This window comes from Streptomyces sp. RLA131 (genome assembly GCF_056270125.1).
Genome location: NZ_JBWDOQ010000002.1, coordinates 6337014 through 6354877, shown reverse-complemented (window position 1 = coordinate 6354877; position 17864 = coordinate 6337014). Strand labels below are relative to the sequence as shown.

The following is a 17864-nucleotide window of genomic DNA, read 5'->3' as shown; positions in this document are numbered from 1 at the left end:
AAAAGCTGAGGCCATGCAGCCTTACGACGAACGACTCACCGTGCCGCGTTCCTGGTGGTTCCTGGCCGCCGGGGCGGGCGTCTCGCTGGCGCTGATCCTGCTGCCGCTGGGCACCCTGCCGATGCTGGCCGGCCTGGTCGGCGGTGGGGCGCTGGGCGCCGCGGCGGTGAGTTCGTACGGGTCGGCGCGGATCCGCGTGGTCGCGGGTTCGCTGGTGGCGGGCGACGCGCGGATCCCCGTCGAGGCGCTGGGCGAGGCGACCGTGCTGGACGCCGACGAGGCGCTGGCCTGGCGCCGGCACAAGGCGGACGCGAGGGCGTTCATGCTGCTGCGGGCCTACGTCCCCACGGCGGTGAAGGTCGAGATCACGGACCCGGCCGACCCGACCCCGTACGCCTATCTGTCCACGCGCTCCCCGCAGCGGCTGGTGGCCGCGCTGGAGGCGGTCAGGGTCCGATAGCGGGCGGCTCGCCGGGTGCCTCGTCGAGGGCCTCGGCCTCGTCGGGCGGCGCCACGGCGGGGCTGCCGGACGGCGGCAGCTCGTCCCAGGGGACGGCCCCGGCCCGCAGGTCCTTGCGGACCCGCTCGGCGAGTCTGCGGGTGTCCCGCCGGTTCATGACGGCACCGATGGCCGCGCCCACCATGAACGGGGTCAGGCTGGGGAGGTTGCGCATACTGCGCTTGAGGAGCTGCTGACGCAGCTCCTTCTTCATCTTCCCGCCGAGCGCGATGTCGACGGTGGACGGCTTGGTGACGTCGATGCCCCGCCGGTCCGTCCACTCGGCGAGGTAGACGGTCGCCCGCCGGCGTACGGAACCGGGCACGCGCAGCCCGTACACCTCGTGCAGCTCGGCGATGAGCTTGTACTCCAGGACGGCGACCGCGAAGGTCTCCGCCGCCAGCTCCGCCGGCATCGCGGGCGGTGTGGGCAGCATCGCCGCCGCCCCGATGCCCGCGCCGACGGTCGCGGTGCCCAGCACGGCGCCGCTGACCAGCTTGTCGGCGATCTCCTCGGGGCCGAGGCCGGGGAAGTGCCGCCGAAGCGTCCGCAGGTCGCGGACGGGGATCCTCGGGGCCACGTCGATCAGCCGCTCGGCGAGGCCCGAGAGGCCGCTGAGGCCCCTGCGGCCGGCCCCGACCGCCGCGCCCGCGAGCGAGGCCGCGCGGCCTCGCTCGTCGTCGCCTGCCATGCCCCTCAGGCCGCGCAGTCGCGGCAGATCGGGTCGCCGTTCTTCTTCTCCATGGCCAGCTGGCTGCGGTGATGGACGAGGAAGCAGCTCATGCAGGTGAACTCGTCGGCCTGCCGGGGCAGTACCCGGACCGACAGTTCCTCGCCGGACAGGTCGGCCCCGGGCAGTTCCAGGGACTCGGCCTGGTCGAACTCGTCGACGTCCACTGCGGACGTGGACTTCTCGTTCCTCCTGGCCTTGAGTTCCTCGATGCTGTCCTCGTTGACGTCATCGTCGGTCTTGCGTGGTGTGTCGTAATCAGTTGCCATGTGTCGCTCTCCCCCTCTGGGTGTCTGCGGTGTCTCCAGCGCACGTAACGCGTGGGAGGCCGGTCTTGTGCCCGACCCGAAGCGGAGATTTTGCCTTACATCAAGTGCCGTTACTCAATCGACACCCAACCGAACCTCCGACGAGGCGATCGCATCGGGTGCCGCTCACGGCCGGAAACGGTCCTCTTGTCGCGTCTTCCTCACGCCACCTCGTGTACTTCCCGTGATCATGACCTGCGGAAACATGGATTTTTCGGAACTTTTTCCGATCTTCTTGATCACGGAGTGTACACGCCGCGGAAATCGCATGTGTGATCGCCCACAAGGCTCCTCAGGGGTGCCCAGACCCCAAAATTCCGCGCAAAGCGAACAGGGCCCGGGCCCTGCCGGATTCCGGTGCGACATGGATCACATGCGGGACCACCTGCTGACCGCGTGCGGGACCACCTGCGGATCACTGCGGATCACATGGGGATCACATGGGGATCGCGACCCTCATGACCAGGCCGCCGCCCTCGCGCGGCACCGCCGAGATCGACCCGCCGTGCGCCCGCGCCACGGAACGGGCGATCGACAGGCCCAGCCCGACGCCCTTGTCGCTGCCGGTGCGCTCGGTGCGCAGCCGGCGGAACGGCTCGAAGAGGTTGTCGATCTCGTACGCCGGGACGACCGGCCCGGTGTTGGAGACAATCAGCACCGCGTGCCCGCCCTCGGCCCCGCTGGTCACCTCCACCCAGCCGTCCTCGGCGACGTTGTAGCGCACGGCGTTCTGCACCAGGTTCAGCGCGATCCGCTCCAGCAGCACCCCGTTGCCCTGCACCACGGCGGGCTCCAGCGCGCTGCGCAGCTCCACGCCCTTGGCGGTGGCCTCCGCACGGGTCTGTTCCAGGGCCTGGGAGGCCGCCTCGGCGACGTCCACGGCCTTGCGGTCCATGAGCTCGTTGTCGCTGCGCGCGAGCAGCAGCAGGCCCTCCACGAGCTGCTCGCTGCGCTCGTTGGTGGCCAGCAGGGTCCTGCCGAGCTGCTGGAGGTCCAGGGACGCCTCCGGATCGGAGAGCTGGACCTCCAGCAGGGTGCGGTTGATGGCCAGCGGCGTGCGCAGCTCGTGCGAGGCGTTGGACACGAAGCGGCGCTGCGCGTCGAAGGAGCGGTCCAGCCGTTCGAGCATCTCGTCGAAGGTGTCGGCCAGCTCCTTCAGCTCGTCGTCCGGGCCTTCCATCTCGATCCGGCGCTTCAGGTCGGCACCGGCGACGGCACGCGCGGTGCGGGTGATCCGCCCCAGCGGCGACAGCACTCGCCCGGCGAGGAGGTACCCGACGGCGAAGGCCAGTACCGCCAGCCCGATGAGGGCCATCAGGGCCCGCCTGAGCAGTGTGTTCAGCGCCAGCTCGCGCTGATGCTGCATACAGGCGGCCACCGCCTGGTTGAACAGCGCGCTGTTGCCGCTGGGCAGGTCGCAGGAGCCGCTGGTGCCCTGGAACTCGGCGCTGATGATCCGGAAGGGCAGCTCGCTGCCCTGTCTGAGGGCCTCGGCCGCGATCAGGTAGATGATCCACAGCAGGACGACGCCCGCGATCAGGAACATGCCCCCGTAGAGCACGGTGAGCCGTATCCGGATCGTGGGCCGCAGCAGGGGGACCTGCCGCACCGACGGCGGCGGGTCCCAGGTCGGCCTGGGCGGTACGGCGGCCGAGGACGGCGACGCGGCCGGCGACGGCGACGGCTGGGAGGGCGGGGTCGCGGAGGCTGCCACGGCGGATCAGATCCGGTATCCGGAGCCGGGGACGGTGACGATCACGGCGGGCTCGCCGAGCTTGCGGCGCAGCGTCATGACCGTGACCCGCACGACGTTGGTGAAGGGATCGGTGTTCTCGTCCCAGGCCTTCTCCAGCAGCTGCTCGGCCGACACCACGGAACCCTCGCTGCGCATCAGCACCTCCAGCACCGCGAACTCCTTGGGCGCCAGGTGCACCTCCTTGCCGTCCCGGAACACCTCCCGGCGGTTGGGGTCCAGCCGGATCCCCGAGCGCTCCAGCACCGGCGGCAGCGGGGCCGTCGTACGCCGGCCCAGCGCCCTGACCCGGGCGGTCAGCTCGCTGAAGGCGAAGGGCTTGGGCAGGTAGTCGTCCGCGCCCAGTTCCAGGCCCTCGACGCGGTCGCTGACGTCGCCGGCGGCGGTCAGCATCAGCACCCGGGCGGGCAGCCCGAGCTCCACCACCTTGCGGCAGACCTCGTCCCCGTGGATCACCGGAAGGTCGCGGTCCAGGACCACGACGTCGTAGTCGTTGACCCCGATCCGCTCCAGGGCGGCGCCTCCGTCGTAGACGACATCGACGGCCATGGCCTCGCGTCGCAGTCCGGTGGCTACCGCATCGGCGAGCAGCTGCTCGTCCTCGACGACCAGTACGCGCAAGGCGCTGTTCCTTCCCTGAGCACTTCTTCAGAACTTCGAAGTCAGCTGTGTGCAGGCTGAATGTCCCTCCATCCTGCACCGGACCCCCGTAAAACAGCGGTAAGGGGCAGGCGGAGGAGATTCCTCCGAAGTTCTCGCCGGGTTGAGGTTTCCCCTCCGGCCGGCTTGGGGAGGACGACTGCAACCCCCGATCGCGCCTCTCCTGAGGCGTCCCGTCATCGTCTCTTGGCAGAGCCGCTGCCTGAGCCGCGTGATCCGAGGGGTACGGACCACCCCACAGTTTCATCACCTCGGACACACCCTGTGTCACCCACGACGACGAGGGGGCGCCATATGGACGCGTTCACCACCGGAATCCTGCAGCGCATACACAGCACTGAGTCCGACCTGCACTTCGCCCGGGAGTCGGGGGACGACTTCCTGGCCGAGGTCGAGCAGGCCGAGCTCGAGGATCTGCGCCGCCTTGCCGCCGAGCACGGCGTCGAGGTGCTTCCGAAGATCGCCTGACGGAGCACCCCGGCCACCCGCCCCGGACACCTTCTGGTGCCGGGGCGTTCGTGTGCCCGCGTCTACGCCCGTAGATCAGTCGTGCCAGGCGCCGAGGTCGTCCAGGAGGCGCTGGAGCGGCTCGAAGAGGCCGGTCGGGGCGGCGACGGTGAGGCGGCCGGAGGGCGGGTCGCCCGGGCGGCCGCCGGTCAGGGCGCCGGCCTCACGGGCGAAGAGCGCGCCGGCCGCGAAGTCCCACGGGTTGAGCCCGCGTTCGTAGTACGCGTCCAGCCGGCCGCAGCCCACGTCGCACAGGTCGATCGCGGCCGAGCCGGCCCGCCGGATGTCGCGGACCTTCGGCAGCAGGACGCGGACGATCTCGGCCTGGGCGGCGCGGCGGTCGGTGAGGTACCCGAATCCGGTGCCGACCAGGGCCTGCTCGAAGGCGGGCGCGGGGCGGACCCGGGCCCGGTCGGCGTTGACATGGGCACCCCCGCCGAGCACGGCCCGGTAGGTCTCGCCGCGCATCGGGGCCTCGACGACGCCGGCCACGGTCTCGCCGTCGACCTCGGCGGCGATGCTGACGGACCACGACGGCAGGCCGTAGAGGTAGTTGACGGTGCCGTCCAGCGGGTCGACGATCCAGCGCACCCCGCTGACGCCCTCGACGCTGGCGCCCTCCTCGCCCAGCAGGCCGTCGTCCGGCCGGCGGCCGAGGATGTAGCCGGTGATCAGCTTCTCGGCGGCGATGTCCATCTCGGTGACGACGTCGATCGGACTGCTCTTGGTCGCGGCGACGCCCAGGTCCGCGGGTCTGCCGTCGCGCAGCAGCGCGCCCGCCCGGCGGGCCGCCTCCAGGGCGATGGCCAGGAGTTCGCCGGTCAGCTCGGTGGTGATCATTCGGCACCTGCCGCGGCGGGGCGCGGGCTGCGCGCGGGGCAGCAGCCGGCCGGGCAGACGTCGTGGCTCGGGCCCAGCGAGCCCAGTGCGCAGCGCCGGGTCTCCAGCCCCTGTTCGACGGCGGCGCGTTCCAGCACCAGTTCCCGTACGGCCGCCGCGAACCGCGGATCGGCCCCGACGGTGGCGGCGCGGGCGACCGGCAGGCCGAGTTCGGCCGCCTTGGCGGCGGCCTCGGTGTCGAGGTCGTACTTGACCTCCATGTGGTCGGAGACGAAGCCGATCGGCACCATGACGGCGGCCGGGGCGCCGTCGGCGTGCAGCTCCTCGAGGTGGTCGCAGATGTCGGGCTCCAGCCAGGGGATGTGGGGGGCGCCGCTGCGCGACTGGTAGACCAGCTTCCAGGGGTGGTCGACGCCGGTGGCCTCGCGCACGGCGTCGGCGATCACCCGGGCGGTGTCCAGGTGCTGGGCGACATAGGCGCCGCCCTCGCCGTTGTCCGTGTGCAGCTCCGGCGGGCCCGAGGTGTCGGCGGACGCGGTCGGGACGGAGTGGGTGGTGAAGGCGAGACGCGCGCCGTCCCGTACGCCCTCCGGCAGCGCGGCGAGCGCGGTGAGCACCGCGTCCGTCATCGGCCGCACGAAGCCGGGGTGGTTGAAGTAGTGCCGCAGCTTGTCCACCCGCGGCACGGGGCGGCCTTCGGCCTCCAGTGCGGCGAGGGAGTCGGCGAGGTTCTCGCGGTACTGGCGGCAGCCGGAGTAGGAGGCGTAGGCACTGGTGGCGAGGACGAGGACGCGGCGGTGGCCGTCGTCGGTCATCTGCCGCAGGGTGTCGGTCACCAGGGGCGCCCAGTTGCGGTTGCCCCAGTAGACGGGCAGGTCGAGGCCGTGCTCGGAGAAGTCCTTGCGCAGCGCGTCGAGCAGTTCGCGGTTCTGCGCGTTGATCGGGCTGACGCCGCCGAAGAGGAAGTAGTGCTGCCCCACCTCCTTCAGTCGCTCCCGCGGGATGCCTCGGCCGCGTGTGACGTTCTCCAGGAACGGCACGACGTCGTCGGGCCCTTCGGGGCCGCCGAAGGACAGCAGGAGCAGGGCGTCGTAGGGACCGGCTGCGTGGTGATCGGACATGTCCTCGATCCTGCCACCCGGCGGTGACGGCCGGGCGGTGACCCTTGCGTGTCGGCCCCCGGCCGCACCCGGGCGGGAAAAGCGCTTGCCGCGCTTCGTAAGCTGTATGTGCCAGCTACATTCCTTACCGCCCTTCGGCGACGATGCCGTGGAGATCCCTTGCCCAGCCCCTATCGCGCGATCTTCGCGACCCCCGGCACGAAGGGCTTCTCCGCCGCCGGATTCGTCGGACGGATGCCGCTGTCGATGCTGGGCATCGGCATCGTGACGATGATCTCCCAGGTCACCGGCCGCTACGGTCTCGCCGGGGCGCTGGCCGCGACGCTCGCGCTGGCCGGCTCGCCGCTGGGCGTGCAGGTCTCCCGTCTGGTCGACCGCCACGGCCAGCGGCGCGTGCTGCGCCCGGCGGCGGCGGTCACGGTGGCCGCCGTCGCGGCGCTGCTGGTGTGCGTACGGACCGGGGCGCCGGACTGGACGCTGTACGTGTGCACGGTCGCCGCGGGGACGGCCCCGAGCCTGGGGGCGAGTGTGCGGGCCCGCTGGGCGCTAATCCACGGCGGCTCCCCGGAGCTGCTGCACACCGCGTACGCCCTCGAATCGGTCGTGGACGAGGTGTGCTTCATGCTCGGCCCGATCCTGTCCATCGGGCTGTGCACCGTCTGGTTCCCCGAGGCCGGGCCGCTGCTCGCCGCGGTCTTCCTGGCCGCCGGTACGTATCTGCTCACCGCCCAGCGCTCCACCGAGCCGCCCCCGCATCCGCGCGAGCGCGACGGCGGCGGTTCCGCGCTGGACTCCCGGGGTCTGCGGGTGCTGGTGGCGACCTTCGTGGCGACCGGGGCGGTCTTCGGCGCGGTGGACGTCGCCACGGTGGCGTTCGCCGACGGGCTGGGGCTCAAGGCCGCCGCGAGCCTGGTGCTGGCGACGTACGCGGCCGGATCGTGCGCGGCCGGACTGATCTTCGGGCTGCTCCGTCCCAAACGTCCGCCATCTCACAGGTTCCTGCTGGGCGTAGCGGCCATGGCGGTGAGTATGATCCCGCCACTACTGGTCGGAAACTTGTGGTTCCTGGCCGTGGCGCTGTTCGTCTCGGGCCTGTCCATCGCACCGACGATGGTCACCGCCATGGGCCTGGTCGAGCAGTTGGTACCGCGCGCGAAACTCACCGAGGGCATGACGTGGGTGACCACGGGACTGTCGGTGGGTGTGGCGCTGGGCGCCTCGCTGGCCGGCTGGGTCACCGACGCGTCCGGTGCCCGGGCGGCGTTCGCGGTACCGGCCTCCGCAGCGGCGCTCGCCGCGGTGGTGGCCTTCCTGGGGTACCGCCGGCTGCGGCCGGCGCCGGAGCTGGAAGGGCCTCGCAGTGATGAGCAGTACCCAGAGCACGAGGAGCACGAGGAGCGGGACCGCCGGGGAGGCCGCGTGGCGTAACTGGGCGGGCAACGTCGTCGCCCGGCCGCGGCGGACCGTCTCCCCGGCCTCGGTGGACGAGCTGGCCGCGGAGGTCCGCAAGGCCGCCGCGGACGGGCTGACCGCCAAGGCGGTGGGGACCGGGCACTCCTTCACCGCGGCCGCCGCCACCGGCGGCGTGCTGATCCGCCCGGAGCGGCTCAGCGCGATACGGGGGATCGACCGCGAGGCGGGGACGATCACGGTGGAGGCCGGCGTCCCGCTCAAGCAACTGAACGCCGTACTGGCCGCCGAGGGCCTGTCGCTCACCAATATGGGCGACATCATGGAGCAGACCGTGGCCGGCGCCACGAGCACCGGAACGCACGGCACCGGCCGTGACTCGGGCTCGATCGCCGCCCAGATCAAGGAACTCGAACTGGTCCTGGCCGACGGCTCGGTGCTCACCTGCTCGGCCACGGAGCATCCCGACGTCTTCGCCGCGGCCCGGGTCGGCATCGGCGCGCTGGGCGTGATCAGCGCGCTCACCTTCGCCGTCGAGCCGCTGTTCCTGCTGAACGCCCGCGAGGAGCCGATGCCCTTCGACCGGGTCGTCGGCGAGTTCGACCGGCTCGCGGCCGAGAACGAGCACTTCGAGTTCTACTGGTTCCCGCACACCGACAGCTGCAACACCAAGCGCAACAACCGCAGTCAGGGCCCGGCCGCGCCGGTCCCCGCCGTACGGGGCTGGATCGACGACGAGTTGCTGTCCAACGGGGTCTTCCAGGCGGCCTGCACGGTCGGCCGCGCGGTGCCGTCGGCCATCCCCGGGATCGCGCAGATCAGCAGCCGCGCGCTGTCCGCGCGTACGTACACCGACATCCCGTACAAGGTCTTCACGCACCCGCGCCGGGTCCGCTTCGTGGAGATGGAGTACGCGGTGCCGAGGGGGGCCGCGGTGACCGTGCTGCGCGAACTCAAGGCGATGGTGGAGGCCTCCGACTTCCGGATCAGCTTCCCGGTCGAGGTGCGGACCGCCCCGGCGGACGACATCGCGCTGTCGACGGCCTCGGCCCGGGACACCGCCTACGTCGCCGTGCACATGTACCGGGGCACGCGCCATCAGGAGTACTTCACGGACGTCGAGAGGATCATGACCGCGCATCAGGGACGCCCGCACTGGGGGAAGATCCACACCCGTGACGCGGCCTACCTCGCGAAGGTCTACCCGCGCTTCGGCGAGTTCACGGCGCTGCGCGACCGGCTCGATCCGCAGCGGCTGTTCGCCAACGACTACCTGCGGCGCGTACTGGGCGAATAGCGCGGTCGGGGTGTCACGTCGCCCCGCTTCCGGGGGACCTGTGAAGATCGCGGGTCAACTCCCCCGGAACGGGAGAAGTTCGGCGGCGCGGCACCCCACCCACGTGGCCCAAATGGAGTACTGTGACAAATCCTGGCTCCGGGAACCCCCCGGTCGCCCGGGCAGTCCGAGGGGACCTCAGTCGGCGCTCGTAACACTGGGTGATTCGGTTGGTCACGCAGAGTTGCAAAAGGTAACCGTGCCATAACGGCGAGTCACGGCACATGCCCGACACGCCGGAAAACTCAGCAAGGTTGTGGCAGGCTGCACCCGGGCAGGTTCAGACTCGTCCATCGGGAGCAGCGACGCACGTGACGTCGGCAGGCACCACCCGGGAGGTAACCGTGCCCGAACTGCGTGTCGTGGCCGTCAGCAACGACGGCACACGTCTGGTGCTCAAGGCTGCCGACAGCACGGAATACACGCTGCCCATCGACGAGCGGCTGCGGGCCGCCGTGCGCAACGACCGTGCGCGCCTGGGGCAGATCGAGATCGAGGTCGAGAGTCATCTGCGGCCCCGTGACATCCAGGCGCGGATACGAGCCGGTGCCTCCGCCGAGGAGGTCGCCCAGATGGCCGGCATCCCCGTGGAGCGGGTCCGCCGCTTCGAGGGGCCGGTGCTCGCCGAGCGCGCCTTCATGGCCGAGCGGGCCCGCAAGACACCCGTGCGGCGCCAGGGCGAGAGCACCGGGCCGCAGCTCGGTGAGGCGGTGGCGGAGCGCCTGCTGCTGCGCGGCGCCGAGAAGGACACCGTCCTGTGGGACTCCTGGCGGCGTGACGACGGCACCTGGGAAGTGCTCCTGGTCTACCGGGTCGCCGGTGAGCCGCACTCGGCGAGCTGGACGTACGACCCGCCGCGCCGCCTCGTGCAGGCCGTCGACGACGAGGCCCGCGCGCTGATCGGCGAGACCGCGCCGGACACCAAGGAGCCGAGCTTCCCGTTCGTGCCCCGGATCGCGCGGCTGCCGCGCGACCGGCCGCTGGACCGCGCGCTGGACCGTCAGCTCGACGCGGGGCCCCCGGCGGCGGCCGAGGACGAGCGCGACTCGCTCACCAGCCTGCTGGAGGCCGTGCCGAGCTTCCGTGGCGACATGGTCGTCCCGGCCCCCGCCCCGGTCCCCGGCTCCGTGCCGGACGCGGTGCCGGTCACCGAGCCCGCCGACGACGACGAAGCCGCCGAGGAGGCCCCGGCCGCGCCGGCGGCCAGCGCGGGAGCCGGTTCCGCCTACGCCGACGTCCTCATGCCCCGGGCCGTCGCCGGCCATCGCGACCGGCTGGTCGGCACCACGGACCGCCAGGCCGAGGCGGACGGTGTCCGCCCCGGCCGCAGGGCCACGGTGCCCAGCTGGGACGAGATCGTCTTCGGCTCCCGCCGCAAGAAACAGGAGTAACGCGCGGCGACACCCCCTGGGCCCGCTCGGGCTCAGCCGGGGTGTTCGCCGGTGGCCACCGGCCGGGCCGGGTCGGCGGACCAGGCACTCCAGGAGCCTACGTAAAGCGCCGCGTCCGGGATGCCCGCCACCGCCAGGGCGAGGATCTGCTGCGCGGCCGAGACGCCGGAGCCGCAGTAGACCCCGACCTCGGAACCGGCCGCGACACCCAGGTCCGCGAAGCGCCGGGCGAGCGCCCCGGGCGGGAGGAAACGGCCGTCGGGGTCGAGGTTGTCCGTGGTGGGCGCACTGAGCGCGCCGGGGATGTGGCCCGCGACAGGATCGATGGGCTCGACCTCCCCGCGGTAGCGCTCACCGGCGCGCGCGTCGAGCAGGACACCACGCCGGGCCAGCGCGGCGGCGTCGTCCGCCGACAGCAGCGGCAGCCCGCCCGGGGCCGCGGTGAAGTCGCCGGGGACCGGCTCCGGGCTGTCTTTGGCCAGGTCGTGGCCGGCGGCGAGCCAGGCGGGGAGACCGCCGTCCAGGACCCGGACGCGTTCGTGACCGGCCCAGCGCAGCAGCCACCAGGCGCGGGCCGCGGCCCAGCCGGGGCCGCCGTCGTAGGTGACGACCTCGCGCCCGGCGCCGACCCCCGCGCGGCGCATCGCGGCGGTCAGGACATCGGGACCGGGGAGCGGATGCCTGCCGTCCGGGCCTGGCGGGCCCGCGAGTTCGGACTCCAGGTCCACATAGACCGCGCCGGGGATGTGGCCGGCCTCGTACTCCGGTCGGCCGGGCGGGCCGCCGAGTCGGTAACGGACGTCCAGCAGGACGACATCGGGGAGTTCGCGCGCCAGTTCGGCCACGGTGATGATGGGCTGCATACGCCCATTGTGGTCGCCCCGACCACAGCCTTCTGCGCATTGTGCGTGTCCGACCGCGATCACGAAACGGACCCGAAACATCAAAACGGGCATTCTCCCGGGGGAAGCCGTTCCTTGCGGCGCGGCCGGGGCGCACCTGGCGCCCGGTGGTGGAACCATCGAGTCTGGCACCTCCTCCACACACCTCACAGCCATGAGCGCTGCTCCCCGGGAGAGAACCGATGACCGAGGTACCGCCCCGTCGCCCCCAGGGCGCACCGTGCTGGGTCAGTCTGCTGGTCCACGGCCTGGAGGCGATCCAGGACTTCTACAGCCAGTTGTTCGGCTGGGAATTCGAGTCCACGCCACAACCCTTCGGGCCGTACGTACGGGCCACGCTGAACGGCCGTGCGGTGGCCGGGATCGGCGAGCTGCCCCGGGACCGCCACATGCCGATCGCCTGGACGACCTACTTCGGCACCGCGGACGCGGACTCCACCGCCGAGCGGATCAGGGACTACGGCGGCACGGTGGGGGTCGGGCCGCTGGACGCCTCGGACGCCGGCCGGATGGCGATCGCCTCGGATCCGCTGGGCGCCGTGTTCGGGATCTGGCAGCCGCTGCGCTACACCGGCGCGGAGGTACTGGGCGAGCCGGGCTCGATGGCCTGGAACGAGCTGGTGACCCGGGAGTCCTCGATGGTGGGGAAGTTCTACACCGCGGTGTTCTGCTTCGAGTCCGAGGCCGTGGTGTCGGCCGACCTCGACTATCTGACCCTGCGTCTGGAGGGGCAGCCGGTGGCCGGGATCCACGGTGTGGGCCAGGCGCTGCCGCGTGATCGCGGTGCGCACTGGATGGCCTACTTCGCGGTGGCCGACACCGACGCGGCGGCCCGGCGGGCCGTGGAGCTGGGCGGCCGGGTGCTGCGGGCGCCGCACGACTCGGCGTACGGGCGGCTGGCCACGGTGGCCGATCCGGAGGGCGCGGTCTTCACCGTGATCCACACCCCCCGTTGACGGCTCCGTCGGCGGGCGGTGGCGCGGCTCACTGGCCGACCGGCAGCACGTCCGGGGAGAGCGCGCCGGCGCCGGCCGTCTCCGCGGTCATCCGGCGAATGTGGTGCCGGCGGCACAGCACCTCGTAACCGACCTCGCCGCTCTGGCCGTTGACGTCGCCGACGACGACCTGCCGGCCCTCGACGACCATCACCCCGCCCACCGTGCGGGCGTTGTGGGTGGCGCGGGCGCCGCACCAGCACAGGGCCTCGACCTGGAGGACCTCGATACGGTCGGCCATCTCCACCAGGCGCCGCGAGCCGGGGAAGAGTTCGGTGCGGAAGTCGGTGGTGATGCCGAAGGCGAAGACGTCCAGGCGGAGGTCGTCGACGATGCGGGCCAGCTGGTCGATCTGCGCGGGGGCGAAGAACTGGGCCTCGTCGACGAGGACGTAGTCGGCCCGGGCGCCGCCGGACAGGTGCGCGACGAGGTAGGCGTAGAAGTCGAAGTCGCCGGTGGCCTCGACGGCCCGGGTCTCCAGGCCCAGGCGGGAGGACAGGACGCCCTCACCGGCCCGGTCGTTGCGGGTGAAGATCATTCCCTGGAGGTCGCGGGCCGAGCGGTTGTGCTCGATCTGCAGAGCGAGGGTGCTCTTTCCGCAGTCCATGGTTCCGGAGAAGAACACGAGCTCGGGCATGAGGGGGCGGCGGCCTTTCGGACAGCGGGAGTCGGGTCGGCAGGGGTCGGTGGGTCTCAGGAGCGTACTTCGAGCAGGGGCACGAGCTGCTCCCCGGGGGCCATCGAGCCGTGCAGGCCGACCATGGAGGACTCCCCCGGTTCGGTGCGGGTGGCGACGATCGCGATGTCGTCACGGGCGACGGCGACCACGTCGCCGATACGGTCCCGGACCCGGTCGGCGACGCCGTCGCCGGGCCGGCCGAACCAGCCGGCCGCGATCGCCTCGTCGCGGGTGGCGACCCACATCTGCTCGCCGAGCACCTCGCTCCAGACGGTGTACACGTCGGCGGCGGCGCCCGGTACCGCGTAGACATGGCGGGCGCGGGCCTCGCCGCCCAGGAGGGCGACACCGGCGCCGAGCTCCCAGTCCTCGTCGAAGTCGATCCGAGACTCGGGGTCGAAGGGGATGTCGATCATGCCGTGGTCGGCGGTGACGTACAGCACCGAGCGCGGCGGCAGCTGCTCGGCGAGGCGCTGCGCGAGCCGGTCGGCCATCATCAGCTGGCCGCGCCAGGCGTCGGAGTCGACGCCGTGCCGGTGGCCCATGGCGTCGAGTTCGCTGTAGTACGTGTAGACCAGCGTGCGGTCGGCGGCGCCGAGCCGGTCGGCGGCCAGGTCCATCCGCTCGTCCCCGGTGAGGCGGCCGTGGAAGGTGCCGCCGCTGAGCGCGATCCTGGTGAGCGGGGTGTTCTGGAAGGCCGGGGAGGTGACCTGGCAGGTCTCGATCCCGGCGGCGTCGGCGAGTTGGAAGACGGTCGGGTGCGGCTGCCAGGCGTACGGGTCCGTCCACGGCTGCCAGCGCAGCTGGTTCATCAGGGCGCCGCTCGCCGGGTCGCGCACGGTGTAGCCGGCCAACCCGTGCGCGCCGGGCGGCAGGCCGGTGCCCACCGAGGCGAGCGAGGTCGCGGTGGTGGACGGGAAGCCCGCGGTGAGCGGCTGCCCGGTGGCGCCCAGCGAGCTGCCGAGCAGGGAGTTGAGGAACGGCGCCTCGTCCGGGTGCGCGCGCAGCAGTTCCCAGCCCATGCCGTCGACCAGGAACACGCACACCCGGTCGGCGGGGGCCAGGCCGAGCCCGGTCGGCGGCGCGGCGGTCAGGCCGAACCCGGCGCTGACGGCGGGCAGCAGGTCGCTGAGGGACGCGCTGCCGTAGCGCGGGGCGGGGGCGGTACGGGGGTCGAGCGGCGCGGGATCGTAGGCCGGTACGTGCTGGACCATCAGCCGGCGGACGCGGGGGTCGCCGCGGTCGCCTCGGACAGCGCCTGCGCGAAGGCCAGGGCCTGCCGGACGGTCTCCGGGCCGTCGCCGGCCTCGCTGACCCGCAGGCTGAGGTCGTCCGCGGTGGAGGAGCCGGTGTAGCCGTGGTCCGCCTCGCAGTTCGGGTCGCCGCAGGCCGCGGGCTCCAGGTCGAGGCGGCTGACGGCGCCCCAGCCGATGGTCAGCACGACCTCGCGGGGCAGCGTGCCCGGCGTGTACGACTCGGGGTTGGCCACGACACGGCTCAGCACGACCGAGGAGATCCGGGCGAGCTTGACCGACTCGGTGGAGGTGGTGGCGTACGGCGACGGGGAGGTGTCGTCGGCGGCCTGCTCGTCGGTGTGGCTCACGATGAAGCGCGTCGAGGTCAGTACCAGGACGGTGACATGGCGGCGGACCTCGTTGGCGTCGAACGTGGTCTCCTGGTGCACCAGGTACGACGCGACCGGCTCCCCTCCGACCGCGGCCTCCACGGCCTCGGCCACGAGGGCCGGGTAGTAGCCGCTGCGCTCGATCGCCGCGCGCAGCCCCTGGGTCGTCGTACCGGTCTTCGCCATGCGCACCATCCTAGTGCGGCGCGCGGCATGGGGGCTCCGCCCCGGACCCGGCCCCTTCCGCCGTGCGGAACGTTCTCCCCAAGCCCGGGCCGGGACCCGGGGCCGGGACGCCGGTCGGGACCCCCGTCGGAACGCCGGTCGGAACGCCGGTCGGAACGCCGGTCAGCACTCCGGTCAGCACTCCGGTCAGCACTCCGGTCAGAACGAAGACAGGGCCCGCGGCCCCAGGTCCGTACGGGCGGGCGGCCGCGCCAGCCGCACGGTCGCGCCGAGCACCGTGAGCCCCCGCGGGGCGACGACCACCGGTTCGAGGTCCACCGACACGACCTCGGGGAGGTCGTCGGCGAGAAGGGAGACCCGGAGCAGGAGCTGTTCGAGGGCGGCGGTGTCCACCGGCTCGGAGCCGCGCCAGCCGAAGAGCAGCGGCGCCGCCTTGATGGAGCGGACCAGCTCGGCCGCGTCCCGGTCGGTGGCGGGGACGAGCCGGTGGGCCATGTCGCCGAGCAGCTCGGACGGGGCCCCGGCGAGCCCGAAGGACAGCACCGCTCCGGCGGCCGGGTCGACGGTGGCACGTACGACGGTGTCGACGCCGCGCGGCGCCATCGGCTGGACGACCGGCCGCAGTTCCTCGGGCTTGCCCAGGCGGGCGGTGAGCTCGTCGTAGGACCGCCGCAGGTCGTCCTCGTCGGCGAGGTCGAGACGTACGCCGCCCAGGTCGGCCCGGTGCCGCAGGTGGGGGGCGGTGGTCTTCAGGGCGACGGGGTAGCCGAGCCGGACGGCGGCATCGCAGGCGGCGTCGATGTCGGGGGCGGGCAGGGCGGTACGTACGACGATGCCGTAGCGCGCGAGCAGAGCCGCTGCGGCCGTGTCGTCCAGGGTGATGGCCTCCTCGCCGGTGCCGGAGAGGAGCCGGGCGACGTCCTGCCGGGCGGCGCCCTCCTCGGTGTCCTCGAAGTCGGGCACCCTGCCGGGCTGCGCGGAGTCCCGGCGCCACTTGGCGTAGGCGGCCGCCTCGGCCAGGGCCCGGGCGGCCCGTTCGGCGGAGGGAAAGGCGGGGATGCGCGCGCCCGCGCCGGGTGCGGCCAGGCGCTTGGCCATGCCGTCCAGGGCGAGGTGGACCACGGCCACCGGCTTGGTGGTGTCGACGACCGCCCTGCGCAGTGCCTCGGCGAGTGCCGGGTCGTCGCCGGACTCCGGGTCGGGGCTGTCCTCGGAGCCGACCCGGGGGATGGCGGTGATGACGACGGCGTCGCGGTCCGGGTCCTCCAGGGCGGCGGCGAGGGCGTCGTGGAAGTGCCCGGGCGTCGCGGCGGTGGTCAGGTCGGCCGGGGCGGCGGGGGCCAGCCCGGCGGTCAGGCAGGCGTCGTACGTCAGCAGGGCGAGGGACTCGGAGTTGCCGATGATGGCGATCCGGTCGCCGGCCGGAAGGGGCTGGGAGGACAGCAGCAGACCGACGTCGGCCAGTTCGGTGACGGTGTCGACGCGGATGACGCCGGCCTGCCGGAAGAGCGCGGAGACCGTGCTGTCGGGGATCCGGGCCGGCGCGACCAGCTGGCCGGGCGGCACGGCGCCGGAGTGCAGGGCGCCCTTGACCACGACCACCGGCTTGGCGGCGGCGGTGCGCTTGGCGAGGCGGTTGAACTTGCGCGGGTTGCCGATGGTCTCCAGGTACATCAGCACGGCGTCCGTCGACGGGTCGTCGTGCCAGTACTGGAGGATGTCGTTGCCGGAGACGTCGGCGCGGTTGCCCGCCGAGACGAAGGACGACAGCCCGGCGCCGCGCCGGTGCAGACTGCTCAGCACGGCGATGCCGATCGCCCCGGACTGGGTGAACAGCCCGAGCCGCCCGGTGGGGGGCAGTTCGGGCGAGAGCGAGGCGTTGAGCCGTACGACGGGCGAGGTGTTGAGGATGCCCAGCGCGTTGGGGCCGATCACCCGCATGCCGTACGAGCGGGCCTGCCGTACGAGGGCGCGCTGCCGTTCGCGTCCTTCGAGGCTGCCGGACTCGGCGTAGCCGGAGGTGACCACCAGCAGGCCCTGCACGCCGTGCTCGCCGCAGTCGGCGACGGCCTCGGGGACCCGTTCGGCGGGCACGGCGATCACGGCGAGGTCGACCGGCTCGGGGATCTCGGTGATCGAGCGGTAGGCGGGGGCGCCGTCGACGGTGCCCTGGTCGTCGGGGAAGGAGTGGTTGACGGCGTGCAGCCGGCCCGTGAAGCCGGCGGCGGCGATGTTGCGCAGCAGGGTGCGGCCGACCCCGCCGGGGCGGCGGCCGGCGCCGATCACGACGACGGACTGGGGGGCCAGCAGCCGCTGTACGGAACGGGCCTCGGCGCGCTGCTCACGGGCCCGCATGACGGCCAGCGAGGCGTCGGTGGGCTGCAGGTCGAGTTCGAGGCGTACGACGCCGTCGGTGAAGCTGCGGTGCTGGGTGTAGCCGGCGTCCGTGAAGACCTTGATCATCTTGCGGTTGGCGGGCAGCACCTCGGCGACGAAGCGGCGGATCCCCCGCTCCCGGGCCACCGCCGCGACATGCTCCATCAGGGCCGATGCCACACCCCGCCCCTGGTGCGCGTCCTGGACCAGGAAGGCGACCTCGGCCTGGCCCTCCTCCGTACGGTCGTAGCGGACGGTCGCGATGAACTCACCGCCGACGGTGGCGGCCAGGCCGACCCGGTCGTCGTAGTCGTGGTGGGTGAAGCGGTGCACGTCGCGGTCGGACAGCCGGGGGTAGGGGGCGAAGAATCGGTAGTACTTGGACTCGTCGGAGACCTGCTCGTAGAAGCTGACCAGCCGCTCCGCGTCGTCCGGGGTGATCGGGCGCACATGGGCGATGCCGCCGTCGCGGAGCACGACGTCCGCCTCCCAGTGCACCGGGTACGGCCGCGAGAGCGGCGGAGTGGTCATGGGCCAAGCGTAAGGG

Annotated in this window: 17 protein-coding genes; 6 read left to right on the top strand and 11 right to left on the bottom strand. The window is 72.7% G+C overall.

What is annotated here, in order from left to right; all coding sequences use genetic code 11:
- Positions 1 to 13 precede the first annotated feature (13 nt).
- On the top strand, positions 14 to 460 hold the full coding sequence (locus RWE79_RS29665) for a DUF3093 domain-containing protein (protein ID WP_475943137.1): 447 nt from the start codon (positions 14 to 16) through the stop codon (positions 458 to 460).
- Here the strand turns inward: RWE79_RS29665 and RWE79_RS29660 are convergent.
- The 4 genes from RWE79_RS29660 to RWE79_RS29645 all read right to left on the bottom strand — a co-directional run bounded on the left by RWE79_RS29660 (position 447) and on the right by RWE79_RS29645 (position 3911).
- Positions 447 to 1277: a hypothetical protein gene (locus RWE79_RS29660; protein ID WP_475946181.1), complete on the bottom strand. Its 831-nt coding sequence runs from the start codon at positions 1275 to 1277 to the stop codon at positions 447 to 449. The genes RWE79_RS29665 and RWE79_RS29660 overlap by 14 nt on opposite strands.
- Positions 1196 to 1498, bottom strand: coding sequence for a DUF4193 domain-containing protein (locus tag RWE79_RS29655; RefSeq protein ID WP_475943136.1), 303 nt, complete (start codon positions 1496 to 1498; stop codon positions 1196 to 1198). The genes RWE79_RS29660 and RWE79_RS29655 overlap by 82 nt, the downstream gene beginning before the upstream one ends.
- 475 nt (positions 1499 to 1973) lie before the next feature.
- The gene (locus RWE79_RS29650; protein WP_475943135.1) at positions 1974 to 3251 is read right to left on the bottom strand and encodes a sensor histidine kinase; all 1278 of its coding nucleotides are present in this window, start codon (positions 3249 to 3251) and stop codon (positions 1974 to 1976) included.
- Positions 3252 to 3257: 6 nt separating this feature from the next.
- Positions 3258 to 3911: a response regulator transcription factor gene (locus tag RWE79_RS29645; RefSeq protein ID WP_475943134.1), complete on the bottom strand. Its 654-nt coding sequence runs from the start codon at positions 3909 to 3911 to the stop codon at positions 3258 to 3260.
- Positions 3912 to 4244: 333 nt separating this feature from the next.
- On the opposite strand from RWE79_RS29645, the gene RWE79_RS29640 reads away from it, so the two are divergent.
- On the top strand, positions 4245 to 4418 hold the full coding sequence (locus tag RWE79_RS29640) for a hypothetical protein (protein ID WP_475943133.1): 174 nt from the start codon (positions 4245 to 4247) through the stop codon (positions 4416 to 4418).
- A 75-nt stretch (positions 4419 to 4493) separates the two neighbouring features.
- Here RWE79_RS29640 and RWE79_RS29635 read toward each other — a convergent pair whose 3' ends face one another.
- Both RWE79_RS29635 and RWE79_RS29630 read right to left on the bottom strand, forming a co-directional pair.
- On the bottom strand, positions 4494 to 5297 hold the full coding sequence (locus tag RWE79_RS29635) for an inositol monophosphatase family protein (protein WP_475943132.1): 804 nt from the start codon (positions 5295 to 5297) through the stop codon (positions 4494 to 4496).
- Positions 5294 to 6418, bottom strand: coding sequence for a ferrochelatase (locus RWE79_RS29630; RefSeq protein ID WP_475943131.1), 1125 nt, complete (start codon positions 6416 to 6418; stop codon positions 5294 to 5296). The genes RWE79_RS29635 and RWE79_RS29630 overlap by 4 nt, the downstream gene beginning before the upstream one ends.
- Positions 6419 to 6577: 159 nt before the next feature.
- Here RWE79_RS29630 and RWE79_RS29625 point away from each other — a divergent pair, with 159 nt between their 5' ends.
- From RWE79_RS29625 to sepH, 3 genes are all read left to right on the top strand, one after another.
- Positions 6578 to 7846, top strand: a complete 1269-nt coding sequence (locus RWE79_RS29625; RefSeq protein WP_475943130.1) for an MFS transporter — start codon at positions 6578 to 6580, stop codon at positions 7844 to 7846.
- Entirely contained in the window at positions 7782 to 9125 is a 1344-nt protein-coding gene (locus tag RWE79_RS29620; protein WP_475943129.1) for a D-arabinono-1,4-lactone oxidase, read from the top strand. The genes RWE79_RS29625 and RWE79_RS29620 overlap by 65 nt, the downstream gene beginning before the upstream one ends.
- A 350-nt stretch (positions 9126 to 9475) precedes the next feature.
- Positions 9476 to 10555 carry a septation protein SepH gene (gene sepH, locus RWE79_RS29615; protein WP_475943128.1) on the top strand — a complete coding sequence of 360 codons (1080 nt, stop codon included), beginning with the start codon at positions 9476 to 9478 and terminating at the stop codon, positions 10553 to 10555.
- 32 nt (positions 10556 to 10587) lie between these two features.
- Here sepH and RWE79_RS29610 read toward each other — a convergent pair whose 3' ends face one another.
- Positions 10588 to 11418 carry a sulfurtransferase gene (locus tag RWE79_RS29610; protein WP_475943127.1) on the bottom strand — a complete coding sequence of 277 codons (831 nt, stop codon included), beginning with the start codon at positions 11416 to 11418 and terminating at the stop codon, positions 10588 to 10590.
- A 221-nt stretch (positions 11419 to 11639) separates the two neighbouring features.
- Between RWE79_RS29610 and RWE79_RS29605 the strand changes: the two genes are divergently transcribed.
- Positions 11640 to 12413, top strand: a complete 774-nt coding sequence (locus RWE79_RS29605; protein ID WP_475943126.1) for a VOC family protein — start codon at positions 11640 to 11642, stop codon at positions 12411 to 12413.
- 28 nt (positions 12414 to 12441) lie between these two features.
- On the opposite strand, the gene RWE79_RS29600 is transcribed toward RWE79_RS29605, so the two are convergent.
- From RWE79_RS29600 to RWE79_RS29585, 4 genes are all read right to left on the bottom strand, one after another.
- Complete coding sequence (locus RWE79_RS29600) at positions 12442 to 13089, bottom strand: thymidine kinase (protein WP_475943125.1); 648 nt, start codon at positions 13087 to 13089, stop codon at positions 12442 to 12444.
- A 56-nt stretch (positions 13090 to 13145) separates the two neighbouring features.
- A complete protein-coding gene (locus RWE79_RS29595) occupies positions 13146 to 14345 on the bottom strand; it encodes an alkaline phosphatase family protein (protein WP_475943124.1) in 1200 nt (399 codons plus the stop codon).
- Positions 14345 to 14941 carry a DUF5998 family protein gene (locus RWE79_RS29590; protein ID WP_475943123.1) on the bottom strand — a complete coding sequence of 199 codons (597 nt, stop codon included), beginning with the start codon at positions 14939 to 14941 and terminating at the stop codon, positions 14345 to 14347. Before RWE79_RS29590 ends, RWE79_RS29595 begins: the two co-directional genes overlap by 1 nt.
- 198 nt (positions 14942 to 15139) lie before the next feature.
- Entirely contained in the window at positions 15140 to 17848 is a 2709-nt protein-coding gene (locus tag RWE79_RS29585) for a bifunctional acetate--CoA ligase family protein/GNAT family N-acetyltransferase (RefSeq protein WP_475943122.1), read from the bottom strand.
- Positions 17849 to 17864: the final 16 nt, after the last annotated feature.